We start from the raw sequence: 22,133 nt of genomic DNA, 5'->3' as shown, positions 1-22,133 counted from the left end.
GCAGCGCGTGCACTGCAAGCGCCGACCCGGTCGCGTGCGAATGAGATCCGCAAGACCTGCCGGGCCCACCTGGCGGTGGGCGCCGGTCGTCTTGCTGTCCGCGCGTTAGTTGGCCAGCGCCAGATCGTCCAGCAGCGCACGCAGGAAACGCGCAGCTTCGCCGCCGGTGGCGGCGCGGTGGTCGAAGGTCAGCGACAGCGGCATCACCTTGTGGGTTTCCACGCCGCCCATCACCGGGGTGAGCTGGTAGCGCGCGCGCCCGGCGGCGACGATGGCCACGCATGGCGGCACCACCACTGGAGTGGCGTAGCGGCCGGCGAACATGCCGAAGTTGGACAGCGAAATGGTGTAGCCGCTGAGTTCCGATGCGGCGATGCTGCGGGTTTCCACCTGCTGGCGCAGCCGGTTGACGCTCTCGCGGATGCCGTGTGCGTCCAGCATGTCGGCATTGCGCAGCGCGGGCACGAACAGGCCTTCTTCGGTATCCACCGCAATGCCGATATCGACCTGGGGGTGCAGGGTGCGGCTGAGTGCCTCGCCGTCGAACCAGGCATTGAGCGCCGGCACCGCCTGGCAGGCACGCACGATGCCGCGCACCAGGCGCACGGTGACGTCGTTGCCGGGCTGCCAGGCGTGGATGTCGGCATCGTCGTTGAGCGTGGTCGGTACCACCTTGCTGTGCGCATCGGCCATGACCCGCGCCATGTTGCGACGCACGCCCTTGAGCTGTTCGGGTTGCCCCTTGACGCTGGTGCCGGGCGATTGGGTACGCATCGGCCTGCCGCTGGCCGACAGCGGCGAGCGGGCAGTGGTGCTCTCATTCGCCCTGCGGGCACCTTCTCCCGCAGGCGGGAGAAGGGGACGCGCGCCGCCATCCGAATGGTTCGCGCTGTTGTCCGAAGGATGCACGCTACCGTCTGACTGGTGCGCGTTGTTGCCTGCGGTCGCTCCGCCGCCAGCGGCGGTCCCTCGGCCACTGGCCGATGAGGTCGACACGCCCTGCGCGCCGGCTGAAAACCGTGCGGTGCCCGCGGCTGCGGCCTGCTTCACATCCGCCATCGTCACCGTGCCGTCCGGGCCGGTGGCGCGCACCTGTGCCAGGTCCACCCGCAGCTTGCGCGCCAGCGCACGCACCGCCGGCATCGCGCGCACGCCACCGACGGCAATCGCCTGTTCGCTCTGCACCGCATTGGAGCTCTGCATCGCACCGACCACCGTGCCGGCGTCGTCGCGCTCGCTCTGGCCACTGGCGTCGGCGTCGGCGATCTCGCCGCCGTTGTCGGAGGCGACCACGCGCGCGGTCGGGCCGGCCGCGCTGTCGCCGGTGCTGGGCGTATGCGTGGGTGCAGGGCCATGCGAGTGGCCGGTGTCTTGGCCGTCGGCGCGCTGCGGCTGCGACGCGTCCAGCGCAAACTGCGCCAGCATCGCGCCGGTCACGATCACATCGCCAGCGGCACCGGCGAGCTTGGTCACGGTGCCGGAGAACGGCGAGGGCACCTCGACCACCGCCTTGGCGGTCTCCATCGAGACCAGCGGATCGTCCAGGCGCACGCTATCGCCTTCCTTGACGAACCATTCGACGATGGTGGCATCGGGCAGGCCTTCGCCCAGGTCGGGCAGGTGGAAATTCTTGGCTTCGCTCATGGCAAGTTCTCTTGCGCCGCAGGCAGCGGCGGCGTGGTGTCGTCGAGGAGTTCGAGGTCGGCAGCCGGCAGCCAGCCCTGCATGCCATCGGCACGCTCGGACCACCACCAACCGCCATGTTCGTAATGCAGCAACACGTCCTCGCCCTGTTGGGCATCGAGTTCGCGTGCGTCGTAGTCGCGCAGGGCTTCGGCCTGGCCGTCGCCCAGGGGGCGCAGCCAAGCCACCGGGGCCCAGCCGGCATGACCGTCGCCGGTGTTGACCCAGGCGAAGGCCGGCCATTCCTCGTCGCGCACGCCGATGGTCACGTGCTGGCCAGCGTGGAAGCGGATCGGGTTGGCGTACGCGGCGCGGTAATCGCAGAGCAGACGGGCGCGCATGTCAGCCGGCAGCCACCGCGCGACGGGCGGCGGTGACAATGCGCTCCACGCTCGGCAGGTACTTCATTTCCAGCCGGAACAGCGGAATATGCGTGTCGTAGCCGGTGACGCGTTCGACCGGTGCGAGCAGGTCGTACATCGATTTTTCCGCCAGCTGCGCGGCGATCTCCGCACCGAAGCCGGCGGTGCGCGGGGCTTCCTGCACGATCACGCAGCGGCCGGTCTTGGCCACCGATTCGGCGATGGTGTCGAAGTCCAGCGGGCGCAGCGTGGCCACGTCGATGACTTCGGCGCTGATGCCTTCGCCAGCGAGTTTGTCGGCCGCTTCCAGCGCTTCCTTGACCTGCGCGCCCCAGGTGACCAGGGTGACGTCGGTACCGTCGCGCAGCACGAAGCACACATCCAGCGGCAGCGCTTCGCCATCGTTGGCGACCACTTCCTTGTACTGGCGGTAGATGCGCTTGGGCTCCATGTAGATCACCGGATCCGGGTCGCGGATCGCGGCCAGCAACAGGCCGTAGGCGCGCTGCGGCGAGGACGGCAACACCACGCGCAGGCCGGGCACGTTGGTGAAGATGGCTTCGTTGGCTTCGCTGTGATGTTCCGGCGCGCGGATGCCGCCGCCCCACGGCACCCGCAGCACCATCGGGCAATGCAGGCGGCCGCGGGTGCGGTTGCGCAGGCGTGCGGCATGGCAGATCAGGTGATCGACCATGGGATACACGAAGCCGTCGAACTGCGCTTCGGCCACCGGCTTCATGCCCTGCGCGGCCAGGCCGACGCTCAGGCCGGCGATGGTGGTTTCGTCCAGCGGCGTGTCCAGCACCCGCTCGCTGCCGAAGCGCTGCTGCAGGCCCGCAGTGGCGCGGAACACGCCGCCGTTGACGCCGACATCCTCGCCCAGCACCAGCACCGCAGGGTCGTGTTCCAGCTCCCAGGCCAGCGCCTGGGTGATGGCTTCGATCAGGGTGATGGGCGAACTCATGGCACTCTCTCCGCGCGTGGCTGCGGCGTTGTAGGGGGCACTGGCCTGCTGCTGTGTCGCAGCCAGGTGTGACTGGTTGAGCTCATCCATGACGGGCCTCCTGCGCCATCACCTCGGCGCGCTGGGCCAGCAACTCGGCCGGCGGGTCGCCGTAGAGGTAATCGAACATCGCTTCGACCGGCTGCACCGGGGTGTTGAGATAGGCATTGACCTCTGCGTCCACGCGCGCACCGCATTCGGCCTTCCATGCGGTTTCCTGCGCCTCGTCCCACAGGCCTTGCGCGGTGAGATAGCGGCGCAGGCGCAGCAGCGGCTCGCGCGCCCAGCCTTGCTTGACCTCTTCTTCGCCGCGGTAGCGCCGCGCGTCGTCGGCGGTGGTGTGATCGGACAGGCGATAGGTCAGGAACTCGATCACCGTGCCGCCGTCGCCGGCCAATACGCGCGCGCGCGCCTGGCGCATCGCCTCGAGCACCGCGATCAGGTCGTTGCCATCCACCTGCAGGCAATGCAGGCCGCCGGCCAGGCCCTTCTGCGCCAGCGTCTGCGCACCGGTCTGCGCCGAGCGCGGCACCGAGATCGCCCAGCCGTTGTTGATCACGCACAGGATCAGCGGCAGTTTGTAGGCGCCGGCCGAATTGAGCGCGGCATAGAAGTCGGTCTTGGAGCTGCCGCCATCGCCACAGCAGGCCACCGCGACCTGCGGCTTGCCCCGCAGCTTGAACGACAGCGCCGAACCGGCCGCATGCAGGCACTGGGTGGAGATCGGCACGCAGATCGGGAAGTCGATCGCCGCATCGGCATCGCGCGGATAGTCGCTGCCGCGTTCGTCGCCGCCCCAGTACAGCAGCACATCGCGCGGGCGCACGCCGCGTTCGAACATGGTGCCGTACTCGCGATAGCTGGGCGCGAACACATCGCCACTGCGCATCGCCGCGCCGATGCCCACATGGGTGGCTTCGTGACCGAGGCAGGCCGCATAGGTGCCCAACTTGCCGGTGCGCTGCAGCGCGACCGACTTGCTGTCGAAGGTGCGCACGAACAGCATGCGCTTGAACAGGGCGAGCAGCTGTTGCGGGTTGGCGGCGTCGGCCGGCAGGTCGTCGCGGACGATCTGGCCGTCCGCGTCCATGTATTGCAGATATTCGATCTCGAACTGCGCGGCTACGCTCATTGCGGCGACACCTTCACCAAGAAGTTTCAAATGATATGAGTTGCGATGTTAAGGACCACACAGCAAAAAGCTGTCCTGCACCGCAGCACACAATGATGCTGGCTTGCACAAAAAAAAGGGCGCGGACCAGGCCGCGCCCTTTGTCGCAGTACAGAATTGCGACGTGGTGCACTGCGATCAGCGGCGGTCGGCGCCTCCACCGATCGGGGTGACGATCAGCGCCGAATCGTTGGCCGGGTTGGCATCGGGCGAGGTCGATGTGGCCCTCGCCTGCACGCGGATGGCGCCGTCGGCAGGGATCGGCTTGGCTGCCACGGTCAACTGGAAGGCCAGCTGCGCGCCCGGCAGCACGACCGCCGCACTGCTGCACACGAAGCGGGCACTGCGCAGCGATTGCACCTGTTTGTCGCAGCGCCAGCCCTGCGGCGACACCAGCTGCGACAGCGCCGACACCGTGTTGCCTTCGATCACCAAGCCGGGACGCTGCGCCGGCGCGGCACCGACGTTGTCCAGCAGCACGCGGTAGCTGGCGCTGAACGCTGTTGTCGGCAGGCTGGCCGGGCCGTCGAACCGCACCGCCAGGTCGCTGCGCGGCTGCGGCCGTGCCTGCACCACAACGGCAGCGGTGTCGGTGTTGTTGTCCGGCTGCGGGTCGGGCGACTGCGAGGCGACCGAGGCGGCCAGGGTCAGGGTGCGCCCGGCGAGGTCCGGGCCGGCATCCAGTTGCACTGCAAAACTCTGCGCAGATCCCGCCGCAAGCAGTGGGATATTGCAGGTAAGCGTGGTCTGCGTGGCATTGGTCTGGTTCTGGCAGATCCAGCCCGGCGGGGCAGTGAGGCGCGCCCGTGCCGGCAGGTCGAATACCAACGCCAGCGCAGTGAACGGCGCGCGATCCGGCCCTCGGTTCTCGACATCCACGGTGTAGTCGATGTGCTCGCCTTCGACCACCTGGTCGCGCGCGGCGGTGACAGCCACCTGCACGTCCGCGTTCACCTGCTTGGTCATGCGCAACAGCACCACGGTGGGGTCGTGGTCGGACAAGCGCGTGGGCGTATTGGCATCGTTGCGCGCGGTGCCGGGGAAGTCGGCATTGATGCGCGCATGGCCCACCGACAGCGAGGCGATGTTGGGTGCGCGCATCAGCGCCTCGTTGGCCAGGATGTGGTCCAGCGACTGCACGTTGCCGTCGAAGGCGTACGAGTAGCTCTGGTCGGGCGTGTTGAACCAGGTCAGGTCGGTGTAGTCCGGGTTGACCAGGTCCACGCCATCGCCGCCCACCACGGTCTGCGCATCCGGCGCCGGCCTGCCGGTGACGGTACCCATCGCATCCACGTAGCCGTCGTTGAACTCGAAGGCGTTGAAGTCGCCCATCACCAGCACCTGCTCGGCCGGGTCGAGCTGCTGGCGCGTCTGCAGCAGGCGCGCCAGGTACTCGGCCTGGGCCTGGCGCTTGGCGCGGATGCGGGTGCCGGCCGCATCGTCGGTCTCGGCGCCGTTGAGCGAGCGCTGATGCACCACGATGGCGGTCAGCGGCAGCACGCGGCCATCGGCCTGGTGCACTTTGGCACTGAGCACCAGTGGCGGGCGATCGTTGAGCAGGCTCACCGCGCCACCCGGTTCGGTCCAGGTGGTGGTCTTGCCTTCCTGGGCGATGGACACCACTTCCACGCGCGGTACGCCGGCCGACACCGCAGCGGTCTTGACCAGGAAGCCCACGTCGATACCGCCGACGTCGTTGCCTTCCTGCAGGTAGGCCACGTACTGCGGATCGGGCTGGCCGGAAGCGATGGCATCGGCGTTGATGCGCGCAGCCAACGTCTGCAGCACACCGAGGCTTTCCACTTCCACCGTGCCCAGGATGTCGGGCGTGTGCAGGTAGTTGCGGATCGCCAGCGAGGCCTTGTTGAGGCGGGCCTGGAATGCGGCCGGGGTGAGCACCGGCTCGCCGGTCGCCGGGTCGTTCTGGTCGTCGAAGAAGCGCTCCATGTTGTAGGTGGCCACGGCCACGTCGTCGGCCTGCGGCCGCGGTGCCGGGCGTGGTTGGTCGGCACCGTTGCAGTTCACCTGCGGGGTGCGTTCCGGATACAGCGTGTAGCGGCGGAAGCTGTAGTCCAGCGGGCCGGTGACATCCAGCACGACGCAGCCCGATGCCAGGTCCAGACGCTCGGCGCCGACGCCGGCACTGCCGACCGCGATCACTTCCGGGTTGGTGTTCCAGCGCGGCACCCCGGCAGGCGAGCCGGCCGGCAATGGATCGGGCAACTGCACGCCGGGCTCGCGAAAGGCACGCGGCACGCCGGTGACCACCGCATGGAAGACGCCATTGCTGGTGGCGGTGGCGTTGGTTTCGTTGACGTTGCCGCCGGTGGGCGCATTGACGGTGAGGCTGGCGGCGGTAACGCGCATGCCTTCCAGCGCTTCGAGCTGATCAAAGGCACCGTCCGGGTTGGGGAAGTTCGTGCTCAACGCCACCGGCATCGGCAACGGGTTGCCGGTGGAATCCAGCAGCACGGTCAGGCTGCCGCCGATCTCGGTCAGTGGCGGCTGGGTCGGGTCGGCGGTGGGCACGTACTCAAGCACCGTGCCTTGCACGCGCACCCGGTTGCCGATGGCAGCGGCGTCCGGCGGTGCGCTGCCGGTGTAGACGTAGACGCCTTCGGAGGTGGCCGCATCGCCATCGGTTTCCGCATCCGCTGCCTGCAGGAAGAAGCCGGCGCTGCGGCGGGCGGTGACGATGCCCGAGGTGGCGACCACCTGGCCTTCCAGCGGCGAGCGTGCGCCCTTGCCCTGGATGGCGTGGATCGGCAGCAGGCTGAAGTCGTCGTTGAGGAGGGTGCCGGTGGCGTTCAGCGTGGCCGGCAGCGCGCCGGTGAGGCCGCTGATCCGCAGCGCGAAGGTCTCGTCGGGCTCGGGTGTGGTGTCGCCCAGCACCTCCACGCTGATGCTGGCGCTGCGCTCGCCAGCGGCGATCCGGACGCTGGACGCGGGCAGGGCGACATAGTCGCTGCCAGCGACGGCGGTGCCATCGGCGGTGGCTGCGGTGAAGCTCACCCCGCCCGCACCGGCCGGCTGGCTCAGGCTCAGCGTGAACACAAGGCTGCGGCTGCCGCTGTTGCCCTCGGCCTGGCTGACATCGGCCAGCGTGGCGATCGGCTGGCCGCCGCCACTGCACAGGCGTGCGGGGCTGGTGGCGTTGCGCGGAGCCGGCGCGCCGGTGGCGAAATCGGCCGCGTTGTTGTCGGTGTCGGTGCAGCCATCGCCGCCGCGCAGCACCGCCAGCGTATTGTTGGGCGCCGGGGTGGGCGCATTGCCTTCGGCGCAGCTGGCGGTGCTGCCATAGCCGACCAGATCGGCATTGCCGGTGGGGCAGGCGCCGCTCAACGCCGAGGCGCTGTTGCTCAGCGCCACCTTGCCGGCGCCGCCGCCCATGGCGATGGTGCCGGTGGCATCGGGCGTGGGCAGCGCAACGCTGCCGCCGCTGCCGTCGGCCTGCTTGACCAGGTAGTAGCCGCCGGCCGGCACGCTGCCCGCCAACGGGGTGACCTGCCAGCTGCTGCCGGCGGCCGAGGCGTATTGCACCGACCAGCCGTCCAGGCTGACCGTGGTGCTGCCGATGTTGTGCAGCTCGATGAAATCGCTGCGGAAGGTGGCACCGCTGTTGCCGCCACCGCCGTAGACCTGGCTGATGACGACCTGGGCGTTGGCGTGGCCGGCAACCGCCAGCGCACAGACAAGTAAGGCTGCACGACGCTGCAACACATGCATGAGATGAGAGTCCCCTGATCCGTGAGACGTGAAACGCTCCCCTGGTCCGGCCACGTCCCTGGCCGGCAGCGCCGTTCGATTCTGCATGAATTTGCAGACCTAGGTTGACGATATGGTGACACCGGCGCAGTTGCTGCGACTGCGCAGTCGAAAGCGGTTGGCTTTTTCAGGTGTGAAGTACCAGTCGCGTACGCCACCGCGTTGTCAGGCTGCCCGCGTGAGCCGGTCACCCAGTCAGATCGGGCGCTGCGGCAAAGGCGCGCTGCAACGACATGCAGGGAGGCCGCGCGCTGCACAAGGAATAATCCGGAAGGGCGTCGGTCCAGCCAGAAGGTCTGCACGGTAGAACGATGCGACACACACCGGAGATCACGTGTCGAAGACCCAGCCTCCAGCGCCTCCCTCAGCCGCCAGGCCGTCGATATCCAATCTCCGCTCCCGATTCCCCAATCCCCAATCCCCGCCACTGAGCTACCCTGACCGGCCCGATCCATCTGCGCTGCCATGCCCGTCGACAAGAACCTGCGTGACCTGGAACCCGGCATCCATACCGATCTGGAGGGGCGGCTGACCTACGGCGGCTACCTGCGGCTGGACCAGTTGCTGTCGGCGCAGCAGCCCCTGTCCGAGCCGGCGCACCACGACGAGATGCTGTTCATCATCCAGCACCAGACCTCCGAGCTGTGGCTGAAGCTGCTGGCGCACGAGCTGCGCGCGGCGATGGTGCACCTGCAGAACGATCAGGTCTGGCAGTGCCGCAAGGTGCTGGCGCGCAGCAAGCAGGTGCTGCGCCAGCTCACCGAACAGTGGTCGGTACTGGAGACGCTCACCCCGAGCGAGTACATGGGGTTTCGCGACGTGCTGGGGCCCTCGTCCGGCGTCCAGTCGCTGCAGTACCGCTATATCGAGTTCCTGCTGGGCAACAAGAACCCGCAGATGCTGCAGGTGTTCGCGTACGACCCGCAGGGGCAGGCACGGCTGCGCCAGGTGCTGGAAGCGCCCAGCCTGTACGAGGAATTCCTGCGCTACCTGGCGCGCTTCGGGCATGCCATCCCGCCGCAATACCAGGGGCGCGACTGGACCTGCGCACATGTGGCCGACGACAGCCTGCGCCCGGTGTTCGAGCGCATCTACGAAAACACCGATCGCTACTGGCGCGAATATTCGCTGTGCGAGGACCTGGTCGATGTGGAAACCCAGTTCCAGCTATGGCGTTTCCGCCACATGCGCACGGTGATGCGGGTGATCGGCTTCAAGCGTGGCACCGGTGGGTCCAGCGGCGTGGGATTCCTGCAGCAGGCGCTGGCGCTGACCTTCTTCCCGGAGCTGTTCGACGTGCGCACGTCGGTGGGTATGGAAAGCCGTGCGCCGATGAAGGGTGGCCGCGATGAGCCGGAGAACGGCTGAGCGGGCCAGCGGAAGCGGGCGGGGCGGTAGTGGCTCGCTGGAGTTGAGGCCGGTGGCGCTCCAGTGGCCGCCATCAGGTCGAGGAGTGCTGCGAATTTGACGCGTACATGACGTCTAAGTGATCCTCGCGCGTCTCCCGGGGTACGCCCTGGGCACCCAGCCATTCCTGAATACGCAAGGGACATTCCATGAGCGTTGACGCTACCGCGCCGACTTCCGCCACCCCGCCGCCGCCTGCACCGCCCGAGTTCCCCACGCTGCTCGGCCATCCCCGGCCGCTGTGGATGCTGTTCATGACCGAATTCTGGGAACGCTTCGCGTTCTACGGGATCCGCTGGGCGCTGGTGTTGTACATCGTGGCGCAGTTCTTCAGCGGCGATGCCACCGGCCAGGCGCCGGCCGGACGCACCTATGGCGCCTATCTGGCGCTGGTGTATGCGGCGGCGATCTTCGGCGGCTACGTGGCCGACCGCGTGCTCGGCTACCAACGCTCGATCCTGGTCGGTGCGGCCGTCATGGCCACCGGCCTGTTCCTGATCGCCGTTCCCGACCACACCATGTTCGAGATCGGCCTGGCCACCGTGGTGGTGGGCAACGGGCTGTTCAAGCCGAACATTTCCACCATGGTCGGCAAGCTGTACTCGGTGGCCGATCCGCGCCGCGACAGCGGCTTCACCATTTTCTACATGGGCATCAACCTCGGCGCGATGATCTCGCCGGTGCTGACCCAGTTGCTGGCCGAAAAGGTGTTCGGCACCCAGGCCATGCCGTCCTACAAGATGGTGTTCATGGCCTCCGGCGCGGGCATGCTGATCAGCCTGGTGTGGTTCTGGATCGGCCGCGCGCAGCTCAAGGGCATCGGCGTACCGGCGCCGAACGCGCAGGGCATCGGCCGGGTGCTGATGGTGCTGGTCGGCTGCGTGCTGGCGATCCCGGTGGTGTACCTCCTGCTCGCCGTCGGTGCAGACGTGTTGCAGATCGTGCTGACCGTGTTGTTCGTCGGCCTGTCGGTGATGCTGCTGGTCGAAGGCATCCGCGAAGGCAAGGTGCAGCGCGACAAGGTGATCGCGATGCTGATCATCTTCGCCTTCAACGTGCTGTTCTGGATGTTCTTCGAACAGGCCGGCAGCTCGTTCACCTTCCTGGCCGACAATATCGTCGACCGCGGTTTCGGCGACTGGACCTTCCCGACCGCCTGGTTCCAGTCGGTGAACTCGATTGCCATCATCACCCTGGCGCCCATCATCGCCTGGATCTGGGTCAAGGCCGGCCGCTTCAATCCGTCGATTCCGCGCAAGTTCGGCCTGGGCCTGCTGTTCAACGGCCTGGCGTTCCTGCTGCTGATGTTTGCACTGTCGAGCCTGGTCAACGATGCTGGCAAGGTGCCGTTCTGGACCTTGTTCATGGTGTACGTGATCCAGTCGGTGGGCGAGCTGTGCCTGTCGCCGATCGGCCTGTCGATGGTGACCAAGCTGGCACCGGTGCGTCTGGTCGGTTTCGGAATGGGCGGCTGGTTTCTGTCTACCGGCATCGGCAACAACCTGTCGGGCATCTTTGCCGGGCATGTCAGCGGAAGCGAAGGGATGAGCGTGTCCTCGGCCCTGAGCGGGTATACCTTCGGGTTTTGGGCGCTATTGGGCGCTGGCGCGGTGCTGTTCCTGATCGCGCCGTTGATCAACAAACTGATGCATGGTGTGAAGTGAGGAGAACTGCAATGCCGATCAAACCCACTGTCTGTGGCCTGCTGCTGGCAGGTCTGTTGAGCGCCTGCGGGCAGCCCACCGAGCAACAGGAGGCGCCACGGCCGCTGGACACCTCGATGCAGAAGCCGCCCAGCGCCGACCCCAGCCAGCCGGTGTCCTCGGGCAATACGCCCACCGCGGCGGACATCGCTGCGGCGGCGGCGCTCAATGCGCAATACGACCCCTCGCGCGATCCGGCCGCCGATCTGGAGACCGCCAAGGTCGAGGCCAAGCGCGGCGGCAAGCGCATCGTGCTCAACGTCGGCAATGCGGCCTGCGAGCCGTGCAAGGCGCTGGACGAGCTGATGGGCGGCGATGCGGAGCTGCGCAGCTTCCGCGATGCGCACTTCGTGGTGGTCAAGGTCAATCGCGATGCGACCAACGAGAACGCCGCGTTCCTGTCGCAGTTCGCCCAGCTCAACGACTACCCGTCGCTGCTGGTGCTGGACAACGACGGCAAGCTGCTGACCACCCAGTCCGGCCCGGAACTGCGCAAGGGCGAGGGCTTCGACCGCAGGAAACTGTTCGATTTCCTCAAGCAGTGGGCGCCGCCGCAGGCCTGACCCGTCGTTGCCGTGGCATGCAAAAACCCCCGCACTGCGGGGGTTTTTTTATCAGTCCTTGCCGGCCATGCGCGGCAGCCCGTCCTTGGCCAGCCGGTCGATCAGCGTCTCCAGGATCTGCTGTTCCTCGGCACTGAACACCGACATCAGCCGCTGTTCCATCTCGTTGACCAGCGGGGCGACGGTCTCGTAGACCTGGCGCCCGGCCGGCGACAGCGCCAGCATCGAGCGGCGGCGGTCGTCGCCATGGGTTTCGCGGCGGATGAAGCCGCGCTCCAGCAGGCGCGCCACGGCGCGGCTGACTGCAACTTTATCCATCGCGGTGCGGTCGGAGACCTCGCTGGCCGAGGAACCCGGATACAGCGCCAGGATGGTGATCACCCGCCACTCGGGAATGGCCATGCCGTAACGATCACCGTAGACCTTGGCGATATTGCTGCTGATGCGGTTGGACAGCACGCTCAGGCGATACGGCAGGAACTGCTCGAGGTTGAGCAGCACAGGATGTGGCGGCGGGGTAGGGGCGTCGAGATCGCTCATGTTGCACTGTGTCTTGATTTTGGTTTCATTTGCAACTACAAACCTTGGGTGGCCTGCGCATTCTCGCGGGTCTTCTGCCACCCCGCATAGCCCTGCGGACGGCCTAGCGTGGAGAAACGACGATGAGCGCACAACCGAGCAGTACCGCAACCCGCCCGAACCTGGGCATGCAGGTCACCACCTTCGACAACCCGATGGGGATCGACGGGTTCGAGTTCGTCGAATTCGCCGCGCCCGCCGGCCAGGCCGCGCAGCTGCACGACTACTTCCGCAAGATAGGCTTCAGCGCGGTGCTGCGTCATCGCAGCCGCGCCATTACCGTCTATCGCCAGGGCGGGGTCAACTTCCTGCTCAACGAAGACCCCGATTCGTTTGCCGCCGATTTCGCCGCCGCGCACGGCCCGAGCGCCTGCGGCTTTGCGATCCGCTTCCGCACCCCGGCCGAGACGGTGCTGCAGACCGTGCTGGGCAACGGCGGCGAAGCGGTGCAGGACAAGGCCGACACGCGCGCTGTCCCGGCCCCGGTGGTCAAGGGAATCGGCGACTGCATGCTGTATCTGGTTGACCGTTATGGCGATGCAGGCAGCATCTACGACGCCGACTACGAGCCGATCGAAGGCGCCGACCCGCACCCGGCCGGCTTCGGGCTGACCTTCATCGACCACCTGACCCATAACCTGTACTTCGGCAACATGCAGCGCTGGTCGGACTATTACGAGCGCCTGTTCAACTTCCGCGAGATCCGCTACTTCGACATCAAGGGCGCCAAGACCGGCCTGGTGTCCAAGGCGATGACTGCCCCGGACGGCATCGTGCGCATCCCGCTCAACGAATCCTCCGACCCCAAGAGCCAGATCAACGAGTACCTGGACGCCTACCATGGCGAAGGCATCCAGCATATCGCCTGCTTCACCGACGATATCTACAGCTCGGTGGAAAGGATGCGCGAGGCCGGCGTGACATTCCTGGACACGCCCGACACCTATTTCGACGTGGTGGACCTGCGCATTCCCGACCACGGCGAGGATGTCGAACGCCTGCGGCGCAACAAGATCCTGATCGATGCGGATGTGGACACCAAGCAGCGCAAGCTGCTGCAGATCTTCACCACCAACTGCATCGGCCCGATCTTCTTCGAGATCATCCAGCGCAAGGGCAACGAGGGCTTTGGCGAAGGCAACTTCCAGGCGCTGTTCGAGAGCATCGAGCGCGATCAGATGAAGCGTGGGGTGCTTTGAGGGCGGGGATTGGGGATTTGCTGTTCGGGATTCGGGATTCGGGATTCGGGATTTGTGGTTGGTGCGGTTAACTGGGTCGGTGCGGGTTTGAGTGGTGCAAAGTGTTGCGATGTCCAGCCTGGCTGCCCGTAACGTCGGATGTGGTTCCGGTACGGAGCCAACGAAGCGGGCGGCAAGTGGTCGCAATCAAGCGCGCTCAGGCAAGGTGTTTTTCCGACAACACAAAGTAACGAAGACGCACGTCGTTAAAGCCCCTCTCCCCACGAGGAGAGGGGCTTAATCCGCCAGGCCTTAGCTCTTCTTCGGTAGGAAAGGCCTGATTCAACTCAATCCCAACCTTCTGCATCCGGGGAGGGAGGGCCAAGATCCGGACGCATGCCATGCATAACACCCCGCAGTACATGACCGGTTTCGGCAACACGTTCGCCACCGAGGCGGTGGCCGGCACCTTGCCGGTGGGGCAGAACTCGCCGCAGCGTGTCGCGCACGGGTTGTATGCCGAGCAGTTGTCCGGCACCGCGTTCACCGCGCCACGCAGCGAGAACCGGCGCAGCTGGCTGTATCGCATCCGCCCGGCGGCGGTGCATGGCGCGTTCTCGCTGATTGCGCAGACGCACTTCCACAACGACTTCGGGCGCGGCCCGGTGCCGCCGGATCAACTGCGCTGGAGCCCGTTGCCGCTGCCGTCGGCGCCAACCGACTTCGTCGATGGCCTCTACACCATGGCCGGCAACGGCGGGCCGGAGGCGATGTCCGGCGTTGCCGTGCATCTGTATGCGGCCAATGCCTCCATGCACGATCGCTTCTTCTACGATGCCGATAGCGAGCTGTTGCTGGTGCCGCAACTGGGGCGCCTGCGCATCCACACCGAGCTCGGGGTGCTGGAACTGGAGCCGCAGCAGATCGGGGTGATACCGCGCGGCGTGCGCTTCCGTGTCGAGCTGCCCGATGGCAACGCGCGTGGCTATGTCTGCGAAAACTTCGGCGCATTGCTGCGGCTGCCCGACCTGGGGCCGATCGGCTCCAACGGGCTGGCCAATGCGCGCGATGTCGAAACGCCGCATGCGGCCTTCGAGCAGCGCGAAGGCGCGTTCGAACTGGTGGCCAAGTTCCAGGGCCATCTGTGGCGCGCGGACATCGGCCACTCGCCGCTGGACGTGGTGGCCTGGCATGGCAACTACGCGCCGTATCGCTACGATCTGCGCCGCTTCAACACCATCGGTTCGATCAGCTTCGACCATCCGGACCCGAGCATCTTCACCGTGCTGACCTCGCCCAGCGACACGCATGGCACGGCGAACATGGATTTCGCGATCTTCCCGCCGCGCTGGCTGGTGGCGCAGCACACCTTCCGCCCGCCGTGGTTCCATCGCAATGTGGCCAGCGAGTTCATGGGGCTGGTGCACGGCGTCTACGACGCCAAGGCCGACGGCTTCGCGCCCGGTGGTGCCTCGCTGCACAACTGCATGAGCGGGCATGGCCCGGATGCGGCGACCTTCGACAAGGCCTCGCATGCCGACCTGACGCGCCCGGACGTGATCGCCGACACCATGGCCTTCATGTTCGAAACGCACGCGGTGCTGCGCCCCACGCAGCAGGCATTGCAGGCTGCGCATCGGCAGGGCGACTACCAGCAGTGCTGGTCCGGCTTGCGCGCGGCGTTCCAGGCGCCCAGGTCAGGTGATGCGCCGTAGCTCAGGCCACCAGCCGGGGGGCTGAGCAGGCAGTACGGCACGGCAGAGGCGTGGTTGTCGGAACCGTGCCGTCTGCAACGCAGCAGTCGCAGGCGCGTGCTCGAGCAGCCTGCACGGTACCGGCTGCGATTGTCGGATCACGCCAACTGCAAGGCATCCGTTGCCGCTGGCCGATCACGCCATCCACGCCATGTCGGTTTCAGTTGCCCGGTCAGGCAGCCTGCAACGCATCCGGCAGCAGTTCGCCGATCCGTGCACGTACGCGCTCGGCATAGCTTGCCGAGGTGATCTGCGGCAACGCGCGCAGCGCCTCGGCGATGGCGGCGGCGATGGTGTCTTCGGTGCGTGCGGCGTGCAGCTGCCGGTGCAGCACCACGGCCACCGGGTTGCGTTGCAGCTGCAGGATGTCGAGCAGGTACAGCCGCGCGTTGGTGGCCGCGCGGCGACGCTGGCGTTGCAGGTCCTCCTCGCTCGGTGGTGCAGCTGGCGGCGGCACGCAATCGCCCGTGACGACGGGAGCGAGCGCAGCGGCCGGGGGCGCGAGTGGCGTTCTCGCGTTGCCTGCAGGCGTGCCGAAGGCCAGATAGCCCATCGCGCAGAGCCCTTGCACCAACGCGGCGCCGTCGCCGCCCAGCAGTGCTGCCAGGGTTGCCAGATCGCGCTGCCCGTCTGCGAGGATCAGCGCGCGTCGCTGCAGCAAGGTGAGTGGGCTGCGGTGCGATTGCAGCGCGGTGAGGGCGAGCTCGGTCTTGCGTGGGGTCATGGCGGCGGTCCTGCGAGGCGCCCAGCTTGCCCGCAGCCAATGAAGCGCCGATGACATCGGCACGCTGCAAGGCGCGCTGGCGTTCTGCACGCCGCCGCGATGTGCGCCGTTGGGCTGTGGCGGACCCGTAGCAACGCCATGCATGACCACCGGATTGCCCGGTTTGATGGGCGCACTGCTGTCGCTGACCGGCTGCAACCGCGCCGGGGCCAGCACGGCGGTGGCGGCCGACGCGGCAGCAGGAAGCCTCAGTGCGGATGCTTGTCCGGCCCGGCGTGCTGGCTGGCGGTGTCGGCGTTCTCGCCGACATCGCCTTGGGTCTGCGGCGTGGGCAGGCCTTCCTTTTCCATGTCGCCGTGGTTGGGCACTTCCGGGCGGTCTTCCATCATCAGCGACAACGCGGCCTTGGCCATCAGATGGGCACTGATCGGTGCGGTGATGAACAGGAACACGGTGATCAGCAGTTCGCGCGGTTGCGGGTCCACGCCGAGGAACAGGTGATAGCCCACCGATGCCAGCAGCACGCAGCCCACCCCCAGCGTGCTGGCCTTGGTCGGCGCATGCAGGCGCTTGAAGAAGTCCGACAGCTTCACCAGGCCGAACGCGCCGATCAGGATGAAGAAGGTGCCGACCAACAACAGCGCGCTGAGCAGATATTCGGTCAGCGCGATCATTCGACGATGTCCCGACGCAGCACGAACTTGCTCAGCACCACTGTGCTGCCGAAGCCCAGCATCGCGATCACCAGCGCGGCTTCGAAGTAGATCGGCGAATCCAGGTACATGCCCAGCAGCATCAGCTCGGCGATGGCGGTGATGGACAGGGTGTCCAGTGCCAGGATGCGATCGGGCACGCTCGGCCCGCGCAGCAGGCGCCACAGCGCCATCAGCATGGCCAGGCCCACCGCATGCATGCAGATGACGATGGTCGATTCGATGAACATGTGGCCGGTCATGGAAAGATCTCCATCAGGGGCTTCTCGTAGCGGCTCTTGATCTCGGCGATCAGGGCGTCCGGGTCGTCCAGGTGCAGCACGTGCACCAGCAGATACTTGCGGTCATCCGAGAGCGCTGCCGACACCGTGCCGGGTGTGAGGGTGATCATGCTGGTCAGCGCGGCGATGCCGTGGATGTTGGCGATGTCCAGCGGCACCCAGATGAAACCGGGGTGGATGCGCGACTCCGGGCCGAGCACCTGGCCGGCCACCTTGAGGTTGGAGCGCACGATGTCGCCGGCGGCCACCAGCAACATGCGCGGCACCGAGCGCAGCGACCCGATGCGGGCGAACTCGCGGTCCAGGCGCGCCGCAAAGATCGGCACCACCCAGCCCAGCAGCAGGCCCAGCACCCATTGCTGCGGCCCGAAGCTGTCGCTGAGCAACAGCCAGAAAATGAAGACCGTCACGCTCAGCGAGGGCGAGGGCAGCAGCCGGCTGCGCAGCGGCATGCGCGTGCTCATGGCTGCCTCCGTTGCGGCGTGGTGGCGCGCACCTGTTCCACGTAGGCGCCGGGATCGCGCAGCTGCACGCCGGCCGCGTCGGTGTAGCGCATCAACGGTCCGGCACCGGCCGTCATCGCCACCAGCCCGCCCAGCAACAGCAGCGTGGCGGCGGTCTCCACCGGGCGCATGCGCGCACGGCGTTGCGGCTGCAGCGCGGGGACATCCTGCACCGCTTCGGGCACGCGCCAGAACAGGCGCACGCCGGCACGCGTCAGGCCGATCACCACCAGCAGGCTGCTGCCGAGGATGGCGACCCACACCGGCCCGACCAGGCCGGCGGGCACGTGCTGCAGCAACGCGGCCTTGGCCAGGAAGCCGGACAACGGCGGCAGCCCGGCAACCGCCACCGCGGCGACCATGAACATCGCACCGGGCATCCCGCGCCGCGGCAGCGGCGCGACCACTTCCTTGCGGTCGCTGGCGCTGCCGCGGCGACGCCGGATCAGGTCCGATACCATGAACAGTGCCGCGGCCACGAAGCTGCTGTGCGGCAGGTAGTACAGCCCCGCACCCAATGCGCCGGCATCGTCCAGCGAGAAGGCGATGAACAACGTCGCTGCCGAGAACACCACCAGATACGACACCATCACCCGCAGCCGCGATGCGGCCATCACCCCGAAGGCGGCCATCAACAGCGTGGCGATGCCCAGCCACAGCAATGCGTGGCGACCGAAGCCCTGCAGCGCGCCGGCACCGGCGCCGAACCACAGCGCCGACACGCGCAGCGTCGCGTACAGCCCGACCTTGGTCATGATCGCAAACAACGCCGCCACCGCCGCCGGCGCGCGCGAATAGGTCTCCGGCAACCACAGGTACAGCGGCAGCAACGCGGCCTTGCTGCAGAACACCAGCAGCAACAGGCCCAGGCTGGCCTTGGCCAGCGGCAGGTCCTGCGCCGGCAACGTGGCGATGCGCTGCGACAGCTCGGCCATGTTCAAGGTGCCGAACACGCCGAACAGCAGGCCCAGCGCGATCAGGAACAGGGTCGACGCACACACGTTGAACACCACGTAATGCAGGCCCACACGCATCTGCAGCCCGCGCCCGCCGCTGAGCAACAGGCCGTAGGAGGCGATCAGCATCACTTCGAAGAACACGAACAGGTTGAAGATGTCGCCGGTCAGGAACGCACCGTTCAAGCCCATCAACTGGAACTGGAACAAGGCATGGAAATGCGGCGCGCGCCGGTCCCAGCCCGCGCAGGCATGCAGCAGGCAAGCCGCGCCCAGGATCAAGGTGGTTAACAGCATCCACGCCGACAGGCGGTCGCCCATCAGCACGATGCCGATGCGCGCCGGCCAGTCGCCGAGCAGGTACACCAGCACCTGGCCGTCGGAGGCGCGCGCGAACAGGGCGATCACGGACACGGCCAGCAACACCATGCTCGTCCACGCCACCGTGCGCTGCACGCGCGGCCCATAGCGGCGATGTTCGACGAACAGCGACGCCGATGCGCCCAGCATCGGGATCAGGATCGGCAGGATCAGCAGATGATTCATCGCCGTGCCTCGCGCGTATCCACGCCGGTGGTGGCGTCTTCATGCGCATCCACATGGTCGCTGCCATTGTCGCTGCGGCTGCGGATCGCCAGCACCAGGCTCACGGCAGTCATCGCGAACGCGATCACGATCGCAGTCAGCACCAGCGCCTGCGGCAACGGATCGGTGTAGTGCATCAGGTCGGCCGGCACGCCCTCGCGCAGCACCGGCGCCTGGCCGCTACGCAGCCGCCCACCGGCGAAGATCAGCAGGTTGGTCGCATACGACAGGAAGGTCATGCCCAGGATCACGTCGAAGCTGCGCGCGCGCAGCAACAGGTAGATCGCCAATGCGGTCAGGACGCCGATCGCGCTTGCCACTGCCAGTTCCATCAATGCTGCTCCGCGGTGCGTGTCGAACGCTGGGTGGGGTCGATCTCGCCACGCTGCGAGCTGCGCGTACGCGAGGGTTTGATCGTGCCCATCATCGACAGCATCAACATCGCCGCGCCGAACACCACCAGATACACGCCGATATCGAAGCCCAGCGCACTGGCCAGTTCCAGATCGCCCAGCAGCGGCAACGGAATCTCCAGATGCCCGCTGCTCAGGAACGGCATGCCGAAGACCAGCGCACCGGCGCCACTGACCAGCGCGCACAGCAGGCCGATGCCGATCAGGCGGATGTAGTCGAAGCCGAAGCGCGATTCCACCGACGCGGTGCCCTGGATCACGTACTGCATCAGCAACGGCACCGCCAGCACCAGCCCGGCGATAAAACCGCCACCGGGCGCGTTATGGCCGCGCAGGAACAGGAACAACGACACCGTCAGCGTCAGCGGGAACATGATCTGCGCCAGGTCGGCCGGCACCGGCAACTTGATCGGCGGGCCAGGCATGGTGCGCTCCGGCGCCATGCGCGAGCGCCGCAGCAGCGCGTGCACCACCAGCCCGGCGATCGCGAACACGGTGATCTCGCCGAAGGTATCGAAGCCGCGGAAATCCACCAGGATCACGTTGACCACGTTGCGCCCGTAGGCTTCCGGCAGCGCACGCTGCAGCAGCTCGCCGGCGACCGTGTGGCTGGGCTGGGTCATCAAGGTGTAGGCCAACGCAGCCAGCCCGGCACCCCCGACCACGGCGATGCCGGCATCGCGGAGTTTGCGCAGGCGCGCAGGTTCGGGCACCGAGCGCTCGGGCAGGTAATTCATCGCCAGCAGCATCAGCACCAGCGTCACCATCTCCACCAGCAGCTGGGTCAAGGCAAGGTCCGGTGCCGACAGGAACACGAAGGTCATGCTGACGGCCAGGCCGGTGCCACCCAGCACCAGCACGGCGAGCAGGCGCTGCTTGTACAGGAACAGGCTGCCCAGGGCGCAGGCGATCATCAGCAGCCAGATCGTCCAGCCCAGCAGCGGCAGCGGGGTGGGCGCCGGCCAGGTCGGCAAGGCGCCGCCCTGCAGGAACGGCACCAGCGCCACCACGACCGCGCTCAGCACCAGCAGCATCAGCATGCGCTGCAGATTGCCGTTGGTGACCGCATCGGTCATGCGCACGGTACCGGCGAACAGGGCGCGCAGGTTCCAGTTGAACAGCGCCTTGCCCGGCGAGCGGTTCTGGATCGCGTACATGTCCAGCGTGCGGCGCAGCGCCATGTACAACAGGGTGCCGCCCACCATGCCGGCGATGCTCATCGCCAGCGGCCAGTTCCAGCCGTGCCACAGCGCCAGGCTGTAGTCGGGCAGGCGCTCGCCGAGGATGGCGCTGGCACCGGCACGCAGCACCGGCGCGATGGTCCAGGCCGGCACGATGCCCACGGCCACGCAGATCAGCACCAGCACGTCCACCGGAATCCGCATCCAGCGCGGCGGCTCGTGCGGGGTGGTGTCCAGATCGCGTGGGCCCTGGCCGAAGAAGGTGTCGTGCACGAAGCGCAGGCTGTAGGCCACGCCGAGCAGGCCGGCCAGCAGGGCGGCGATGCTGGCCAACACCCGCATCGTTTGCGGCGCGTCGGTTTCCAGCGCCACGGCAAAGAACATTTCCTTGGACAGGAAGCCGTTGAGCAGCGGAACGCCGGCCATCGCCAGCGAGGCGGTGATCGCCAGCGCGCTGGTGACCGGCATCAGGCGGCGCAGATTGCCCAGCTTGCGCATGTCGCGCGTGCCGGTCTCGTGGTCGATGATGCCGGCGGCCATGAACAGCGAGGCCTTGAACACCGCGTGGTTGAGGATGTGGAACACGCCGGCCACCACCGCCATCGGCGTGGACAGGCCGAACAGCATCGTGATCAGGCCCAGATGCGAAATGGTCGAGTACGCCAGCACGCCCTTGAGGTCGTGCTGGAAGATCGCATGCCAGGCGCCAAGCAGCAGCGTGATCGCACCGATGCTGGTGACCGTATAGAAGAATAGATCGGTGCCGGCCAGGGCAGGATGCAGGCGCGCCAGCAGGAACACGCCGGCCTTCACCATCGTGGCCGAATGCAGATACGCCGACACCGGCGTAGGCGCGGCCATCGCGTGCGGCAGCCAGAAGTGGAACGGGAACTGCGCGCTCTTGGTGAAGATGCCCAGCAGCACCAATCCCAACGCATACGGATACAGCGGGCTGGCGCGAATGAGATCGCCGGCCGCCAGTACCGCATCCACCTCAAAGCTGCCGACGATGCCGCCGATCATCAGGATGCCGCCGAGCAGCGCCAGGCCGCCACCGGCCGTCAGCACGAAGGCCATGCGCGCACCTTCGCGCGCGTCCTTGCGGTGCGACCAGAAGCCGATCAACAGGAACGAGCTGATGCTGGTGAGCTCCCAGAACACCATCAGCAACAGCAGGTTGCCCGACAACACCATGCCGAGCATTGCGCCCATGAACAGCATCAGATATGCGAAGAAGCGCGAGGCGCTGTCGCGTGCACTCAGGTAGTAATGCGCATACAGCACCACCAGCGCGCCGATGCCCAGCACCAGCAACGCGAACATCCACGCCAGGCCATCGAGCCGCAGCGAGAACATCAGGCCGATCTGCGGCAACCACGCGTGCTGGCTGCCGACCACCTCGCCGCGCAGCACGGCCGGTGTGAGCGTTGCCAGGATGAGCAGCCCGCCCAACGGCGCGGCCGCAGCCAACCACGCAGTGATCGAACGGGAGACGCGCCAGAGCAGCGCAGTGGCGGCCGCCATCACGAATGGCAGCGCGAGCAGGATTTCCAGCGGAAAAGGCATGCAGGGAACACAAGATTCGCGAGCAGGCCAGAGAGCTTAACAA

Annotated in this window: 18 protein-coding genes; 5 read left to right on the top strand and 13 right to left on the bottom strand. The window is 67.1% G+C overall.

The features are described 5' to 3' along the window. Window positions 1–105 precede the first annotated feature (105 nt). From EO170_RS11500 to EO170_RS11480, 5 genes are all read right to left on the bottom strand, one after another. Window positions 106–1,644 (bottom strand): dihydrolipoamide acetyltransferase family protein, encoded by a 1,539-nt coding sequence (locus tag EO170_RS11500; protein WP_126945004.1) that lies wholly within the window; start codon window positions 1,642–1,644, stop codon window positions 106–108. Beyond that, complete coding sequence (locus tag EO170_RS11495; protein WP_104649133.1) at window positions 1,641–2,024, bottom strand: SH3 domain-containing protein; 384 nt, start codon at window positions 2,022–2,024, stop codon at window positions 1,641–1,643. The genes EO170_RS11500 and EO170_RS11495 overlap by 4 nt, the downstream gene beginning before the upstream one ends. A gap of 1 nt (window position 2,025) precedes the next feature. After that, window positions 2,026–3,099 carry an alpha-ketoacid dehydrogenase subunit beta gene (locus EO170_RS11490; protein ID WP_164739271.1) on the bottom strand — a complete coding sequence of 358 codons (1,074 nt, stop codon included), beginning with the start codon at window positions 3,097–3,099 and terminating at the stop codon, window positions 2,026–2,028. Further along, window positions 3,092–4,180, bottom strand: a complete 1,089-nt coding sequence (gene pdhA / locus EO170_RS11485) for a pyruvate dehydrogenase (acetyl-transferring) E1 component subunit alpha (protein WP_126945001.1) — start codon at window positions 4,178–4,180, stop codon at window positions 3,092–3,094. Before pdhA ends, EO170_RS11490 begins: the two co-directional genes overlap by 8 nt. A gap of 177 nt (window positions 4,181–4,357) precedes the next feature. Then, window positions 4,358–7,945 carry a lamin tail domain-containing protein gene (locus EO170_RS11480; protein WP_126944998.1) on the bottom strand — a complete coding sequence of 1,196 codons (3,588 nt, stop codon included), beginning with the start codon at window positions 7,943–7,945 and terminating at the stop codon, window positions 4,358–4,360. Between the two features lie 504 nt (window positions 7,946–8,449). Between EO170_RS11480 and EO170_RS11475 the strand changes: the two genes are divergently transcribed. The 3 genes from EO170_RS11475 (at window position 8,450) to EO170_RS11465 (ending at window position 11,657) form a co-directional block, all read left to right on the top strand. Beyond that, the gene (locus tag EO170_RS11475) at window positions 8,450–9,352 is read left to right on the top strand and encodes a tryptophan 2,3-dioxygenase family protein (protein ID WP_126944995.1); all 903 of its coding nucleotides are present in this window, start codon (window positions 8,450–8,452) and stop codon (window positions 9,350–9,352) included. Window positions 9,353–9,540: 188 nt separating this feature from the next. Further along, window positions 9,541–11,055, top strand: a complete 1,515-nt coding sequence (locus EO170_RS11470; protein WP_126944992.1) for an oligopeptide:H+ symporter — start codon at window positions 9,541–9,543, stop codon at window positions 11,053–11,055. 11 nt (window positions 11,056–11,066) lie between these two features. Next, window positions 11,067–11,657: a thioredoxin family protein gene (locus EO170_RS11465; protein WP_104583472.1), complete on the top strand. Its 591-nt coding sequence runs from the start codon at window positions 11,067–11,069 to the stop codon at window positions 11,655–11,657. A 51-nt stretch (window positions 11,658–11,708) separates the two neighbouring features. Here the strand turns inward: EO170_RS11465 and EO170_RS11460 are convergent, their stop codons facing one another. After that, on the bottom strand, window positions 11,709–12,197 hold the full coding sequence (locus EO170_RS11460) for a MarR family transcriptional regulator (RefSeq protein ID WP_104583473.1): 489 nt from the start codon (window positions 12,195–12,197) through the stop codon (window positions 11,709–11,711). Window positions 12,198–12,319: 122 nt separating this feature from the next. Here EO170_RS11460 and hppD point away from each other — a divergent pair, with 122 nt between their 5' ends. Beyond that, a complete protein-coding gene (gene hppD, locus EO170_RS11455; protein ID WP_164741012.1) occupies window positions 12,320–13,435 on the top strand; it encodes a 4-hydroxyphenylpyruvate dioxygenase in 1,116 nt (371 codons plus the stop codon). Window positions 13,436–13,815: 380 nt separating this feature from the next. Beyond that, window positions 13,816–15,129 carry a homogentisate 1,2-dioxygenase gene (gene hmgA, locus EO170_RS11450; protein ID WP_126944989.1) on the top strand — a complete coding sequence of 438 codons (1,314 nt, stop codon included), beginning with the start codon at window positions 13,816–13,818 and terminating at the stop codon, window positions 15,127–15,129. A 211-nt stretch (window positions 15,130–15,340) separates the two neighbouring features. On the opposite strand, the gene EO170_RS11445 is transcribed toward hmgA, so the two are convergent. From EO170_RS11445 to EO170_RS11410, 7 genes are all read right to left on the bottom strand, one after another. Then, window positions 15,341–15,892 (bottom strand): hypothetical protein, encoded by a 552-nt coding sequence (locus EO170_RS11445; RefSeq protein WP_126944986.1) that lies wholly within the window; start codon window positions 15,890–15,892, stop codon window positions 15,341–15,343. A 248-nt stretch (window positions 15,893–16,140) separates the two neighbouring features. Then, on the bottom strand, window positions 16,141–16,566 hold the full coding sequence (locus EO170_RS11435) for a Na+/H+ antiporter subunit G (protein ID WP_126944983.1): 426 nt from the start codon (window positions 16,564–16,566) through the stop codon (window positions 16,141–16,143). Next, the gene (locus EO170_RS11430) at window positions 16,563–16,847 is read right to left on the bottom strand and encodes a K+/H+ antiporter subunit F (RefSeq protein ID WP_016901330.1); all 285 of its coding nucleotides are present in this window, start codon (window positions 16,845–16,847) and stop codon (window positions 16,563–16,565) included. Before EO170_RS11430 ends, EO170_RS11435 begins: the two co-directional genes overlap by 4 nt. Then, on the bottom strand, window positions 16,844–17,350 hold the full coding sequence (locus EO170_RS11425) for a Na+/H+ antiporter subunit E (protein WP_104649139.1): 507 nt from the start codon (window positions 17,348–17,350) through the stop codon (window positions 16,844–16,846). Before EO170_RS11425 ends, EO170_RS11430 begins: the two co-directional genes overlap by 4 nt. After that, window positions 17,347–18,891: a monovalent cation/H+ antiporter subunit D gene (locus EO170_RS11420; RefSeq protein ID WP_126944980.1), complete on the bottom strand. Its 1,545-nt coding sequence runs from the start codon at window positions 18,889–18,891 to the stop codon at window positions 17,347–17,349. The genes EO170_RS11425 and EO170_RS11420 overlap by 4 nt, the downstream gene beginning before the upstream one ends. After that, the gene (locus EO170_RS11415; RefSeq protein ID WP_016901335.1) at window positions 18,888–19,262 is read right to left on the bottom strand and encodes a Na+/H+ antiporter subunit C; all 375 of its coding nucleotides are present in this window, start codon (window positions 19,260–19,262) and stop codon (window positions 18,888–18,890) included. The genes EO170_RS11420 and EO170_RS11415 overlap by 4 nt, the downstream gene beginning before the upstream one ends. Continuing rightward, complete coding sequence (locus tag EO170_RS11410) at window positions 19,262–22,090, bottom strand: monovalent cation/H+ antiporter subunit A (RefSeq protein WP_126944977.1); 2,829 nt, start codon at window positions 22,088–22,090, stop codon at window positions 19,262–19,264. Before EO170_RS11410 ends, EO170_RS11415 begins: the two co-directional genes overlap by 1 nt. Between the last annotated feature and the right edge of the window lie 43 nt (window positions 22,091–22,133).

This window comes from Xanthomonas sp. BRIP62409 (assembly GCF_003992965.1).
Classification (GTDB): domain Bacteria; phylum Pseudomonadota; class Gammaproteobacteria; order Xanthomonadales; family Xanthomonadaceae; genus Xanthomonas; species Xanthomonas euroxanthea.
The sequence above is the reverse complement of the archived record's forward strand: the minus strand, read 5'-3'. Positions and strand labels throughout refer to the sequence as shown.

Coding starts and splice junctions, on each gene's coding strand:
- EO170_RS11500 (WP_126945004.1), bottom strand. CDS start 1,644: ATGAGCGAAGCCAAGAATTTCCACCTGCCCGACCTGGGCGAAGGCCTG.
- EO170_RS11495 (WP_104649133.1), bottom strand. CDS start 2,024: ATGCGCGCCCGTCTGCTCTGCGATTACCGCGCCGCGTACGCCAACCCG.
- EO170_RS11490 (WP_164739271.1), bottom strand. CDS start 3,099: ATGGATGAGCTCAACCAGTCACACCTGGCTGCGACACAGCAGCAGGCC.
- pdhA (WP_126945001.1), bottom strand. CDS start 4,180: ATGAGCGTAGCCGCGCAGTTCGAGATCGAATATCTGCAATACATGGAC.
- EO170_RS11480 (WP_126944998.1), bottom strand. CDS start 7,945: ATGCATGTGTTGCAGCGTCGTGCAGCCTTACTTGTCTGTGCGCTGGCG.
- EO170_RS11475 (WP_126944995.1), top strand. CDS start 8,450: ATGCCCGTCGACAAGAACCTGCGTGACCTGGAACCCGGCATCCATACC.
- EO170_RS11470 (WP_126944992.1), top strand. CDS start 9,541: ATGAGCGTTGACGCTACCGCGCCGACTTCCGCCACCCCGCCGCCGCCT.
- EO170_RS11465 (WP_104583472.1), top strand. CDS start 11,067: ATGCCGATCAAACCCACTGTCTGTGGCCTGCTGCTGGCAGGTCTGTTG.
- EO170_RS11460 (WP_104583473.1), bottom strand. CDS start 12,197: ATGAGCGATCTCGACGCCCCTACCCCGCCGCCACATCCTGTGCTGCTC.
- hppD (WP_164741012.1), top strand. CDS start 12,320: ATGAGCGCACAACCGAGCAGTACCGCAACCCGCCCGAACCTGGGCATG.
- hmgA (WP_126944989.1), top strand. CDS start 13,816: ATGCATAACACCCCGCAGTACATGACCGGTTTCGGCAACACGTTCGCC.
- EO170_RS11445 (WP_126944986.1), bottom strand. CDS start 15,892: ATGACCCCACGCAAGACCGAGCTCGCCCTCACCGCGCTGCAATCGCAC.
- EO170_RS11435 (WP_126944983.1), bottom strand. CDS start 16,566: ATGATCGCGCTGACCGAATATCTGCTCAGCGCGCTGTTGTTGGTCGGC.
- EO170_RS11430 (WP_016901330.1), bottom strand. CDS start 16,847: ATGACCGGCCACATGTTCATCGAATCGACCATCGTCATCTGCATGCAT.
- EO170_RS11425 (WP_104649139.1), bottom strand. CDS start 17,350: ATGAGCACGCGCATGCCGCTGCGCAGCCGGCTGCTGCCCTCGCCCTCG.
- EO170_RS11420 (WP_126944980.1), bottom strand. CDS start 18,891: ATGAATCATCTGCTGATCCTGCCGATCCTGATCCCGATGCTGGGCGCA.
- EO170_RS11415 (WP_016901335.1), bottom strand. CDS start 19,262: ATGGAACTGGCAGTGGCAAGCGCGATCGGCGTCCTGACCGCATTGGCG.
- EO170_RS11410 (WP_126944977.1), bottom strand. CDS start 22,090: ATGCCTTTTCCGCTGGAAATCCTGCTCGCGCTGCCATTCGTGATGGCG.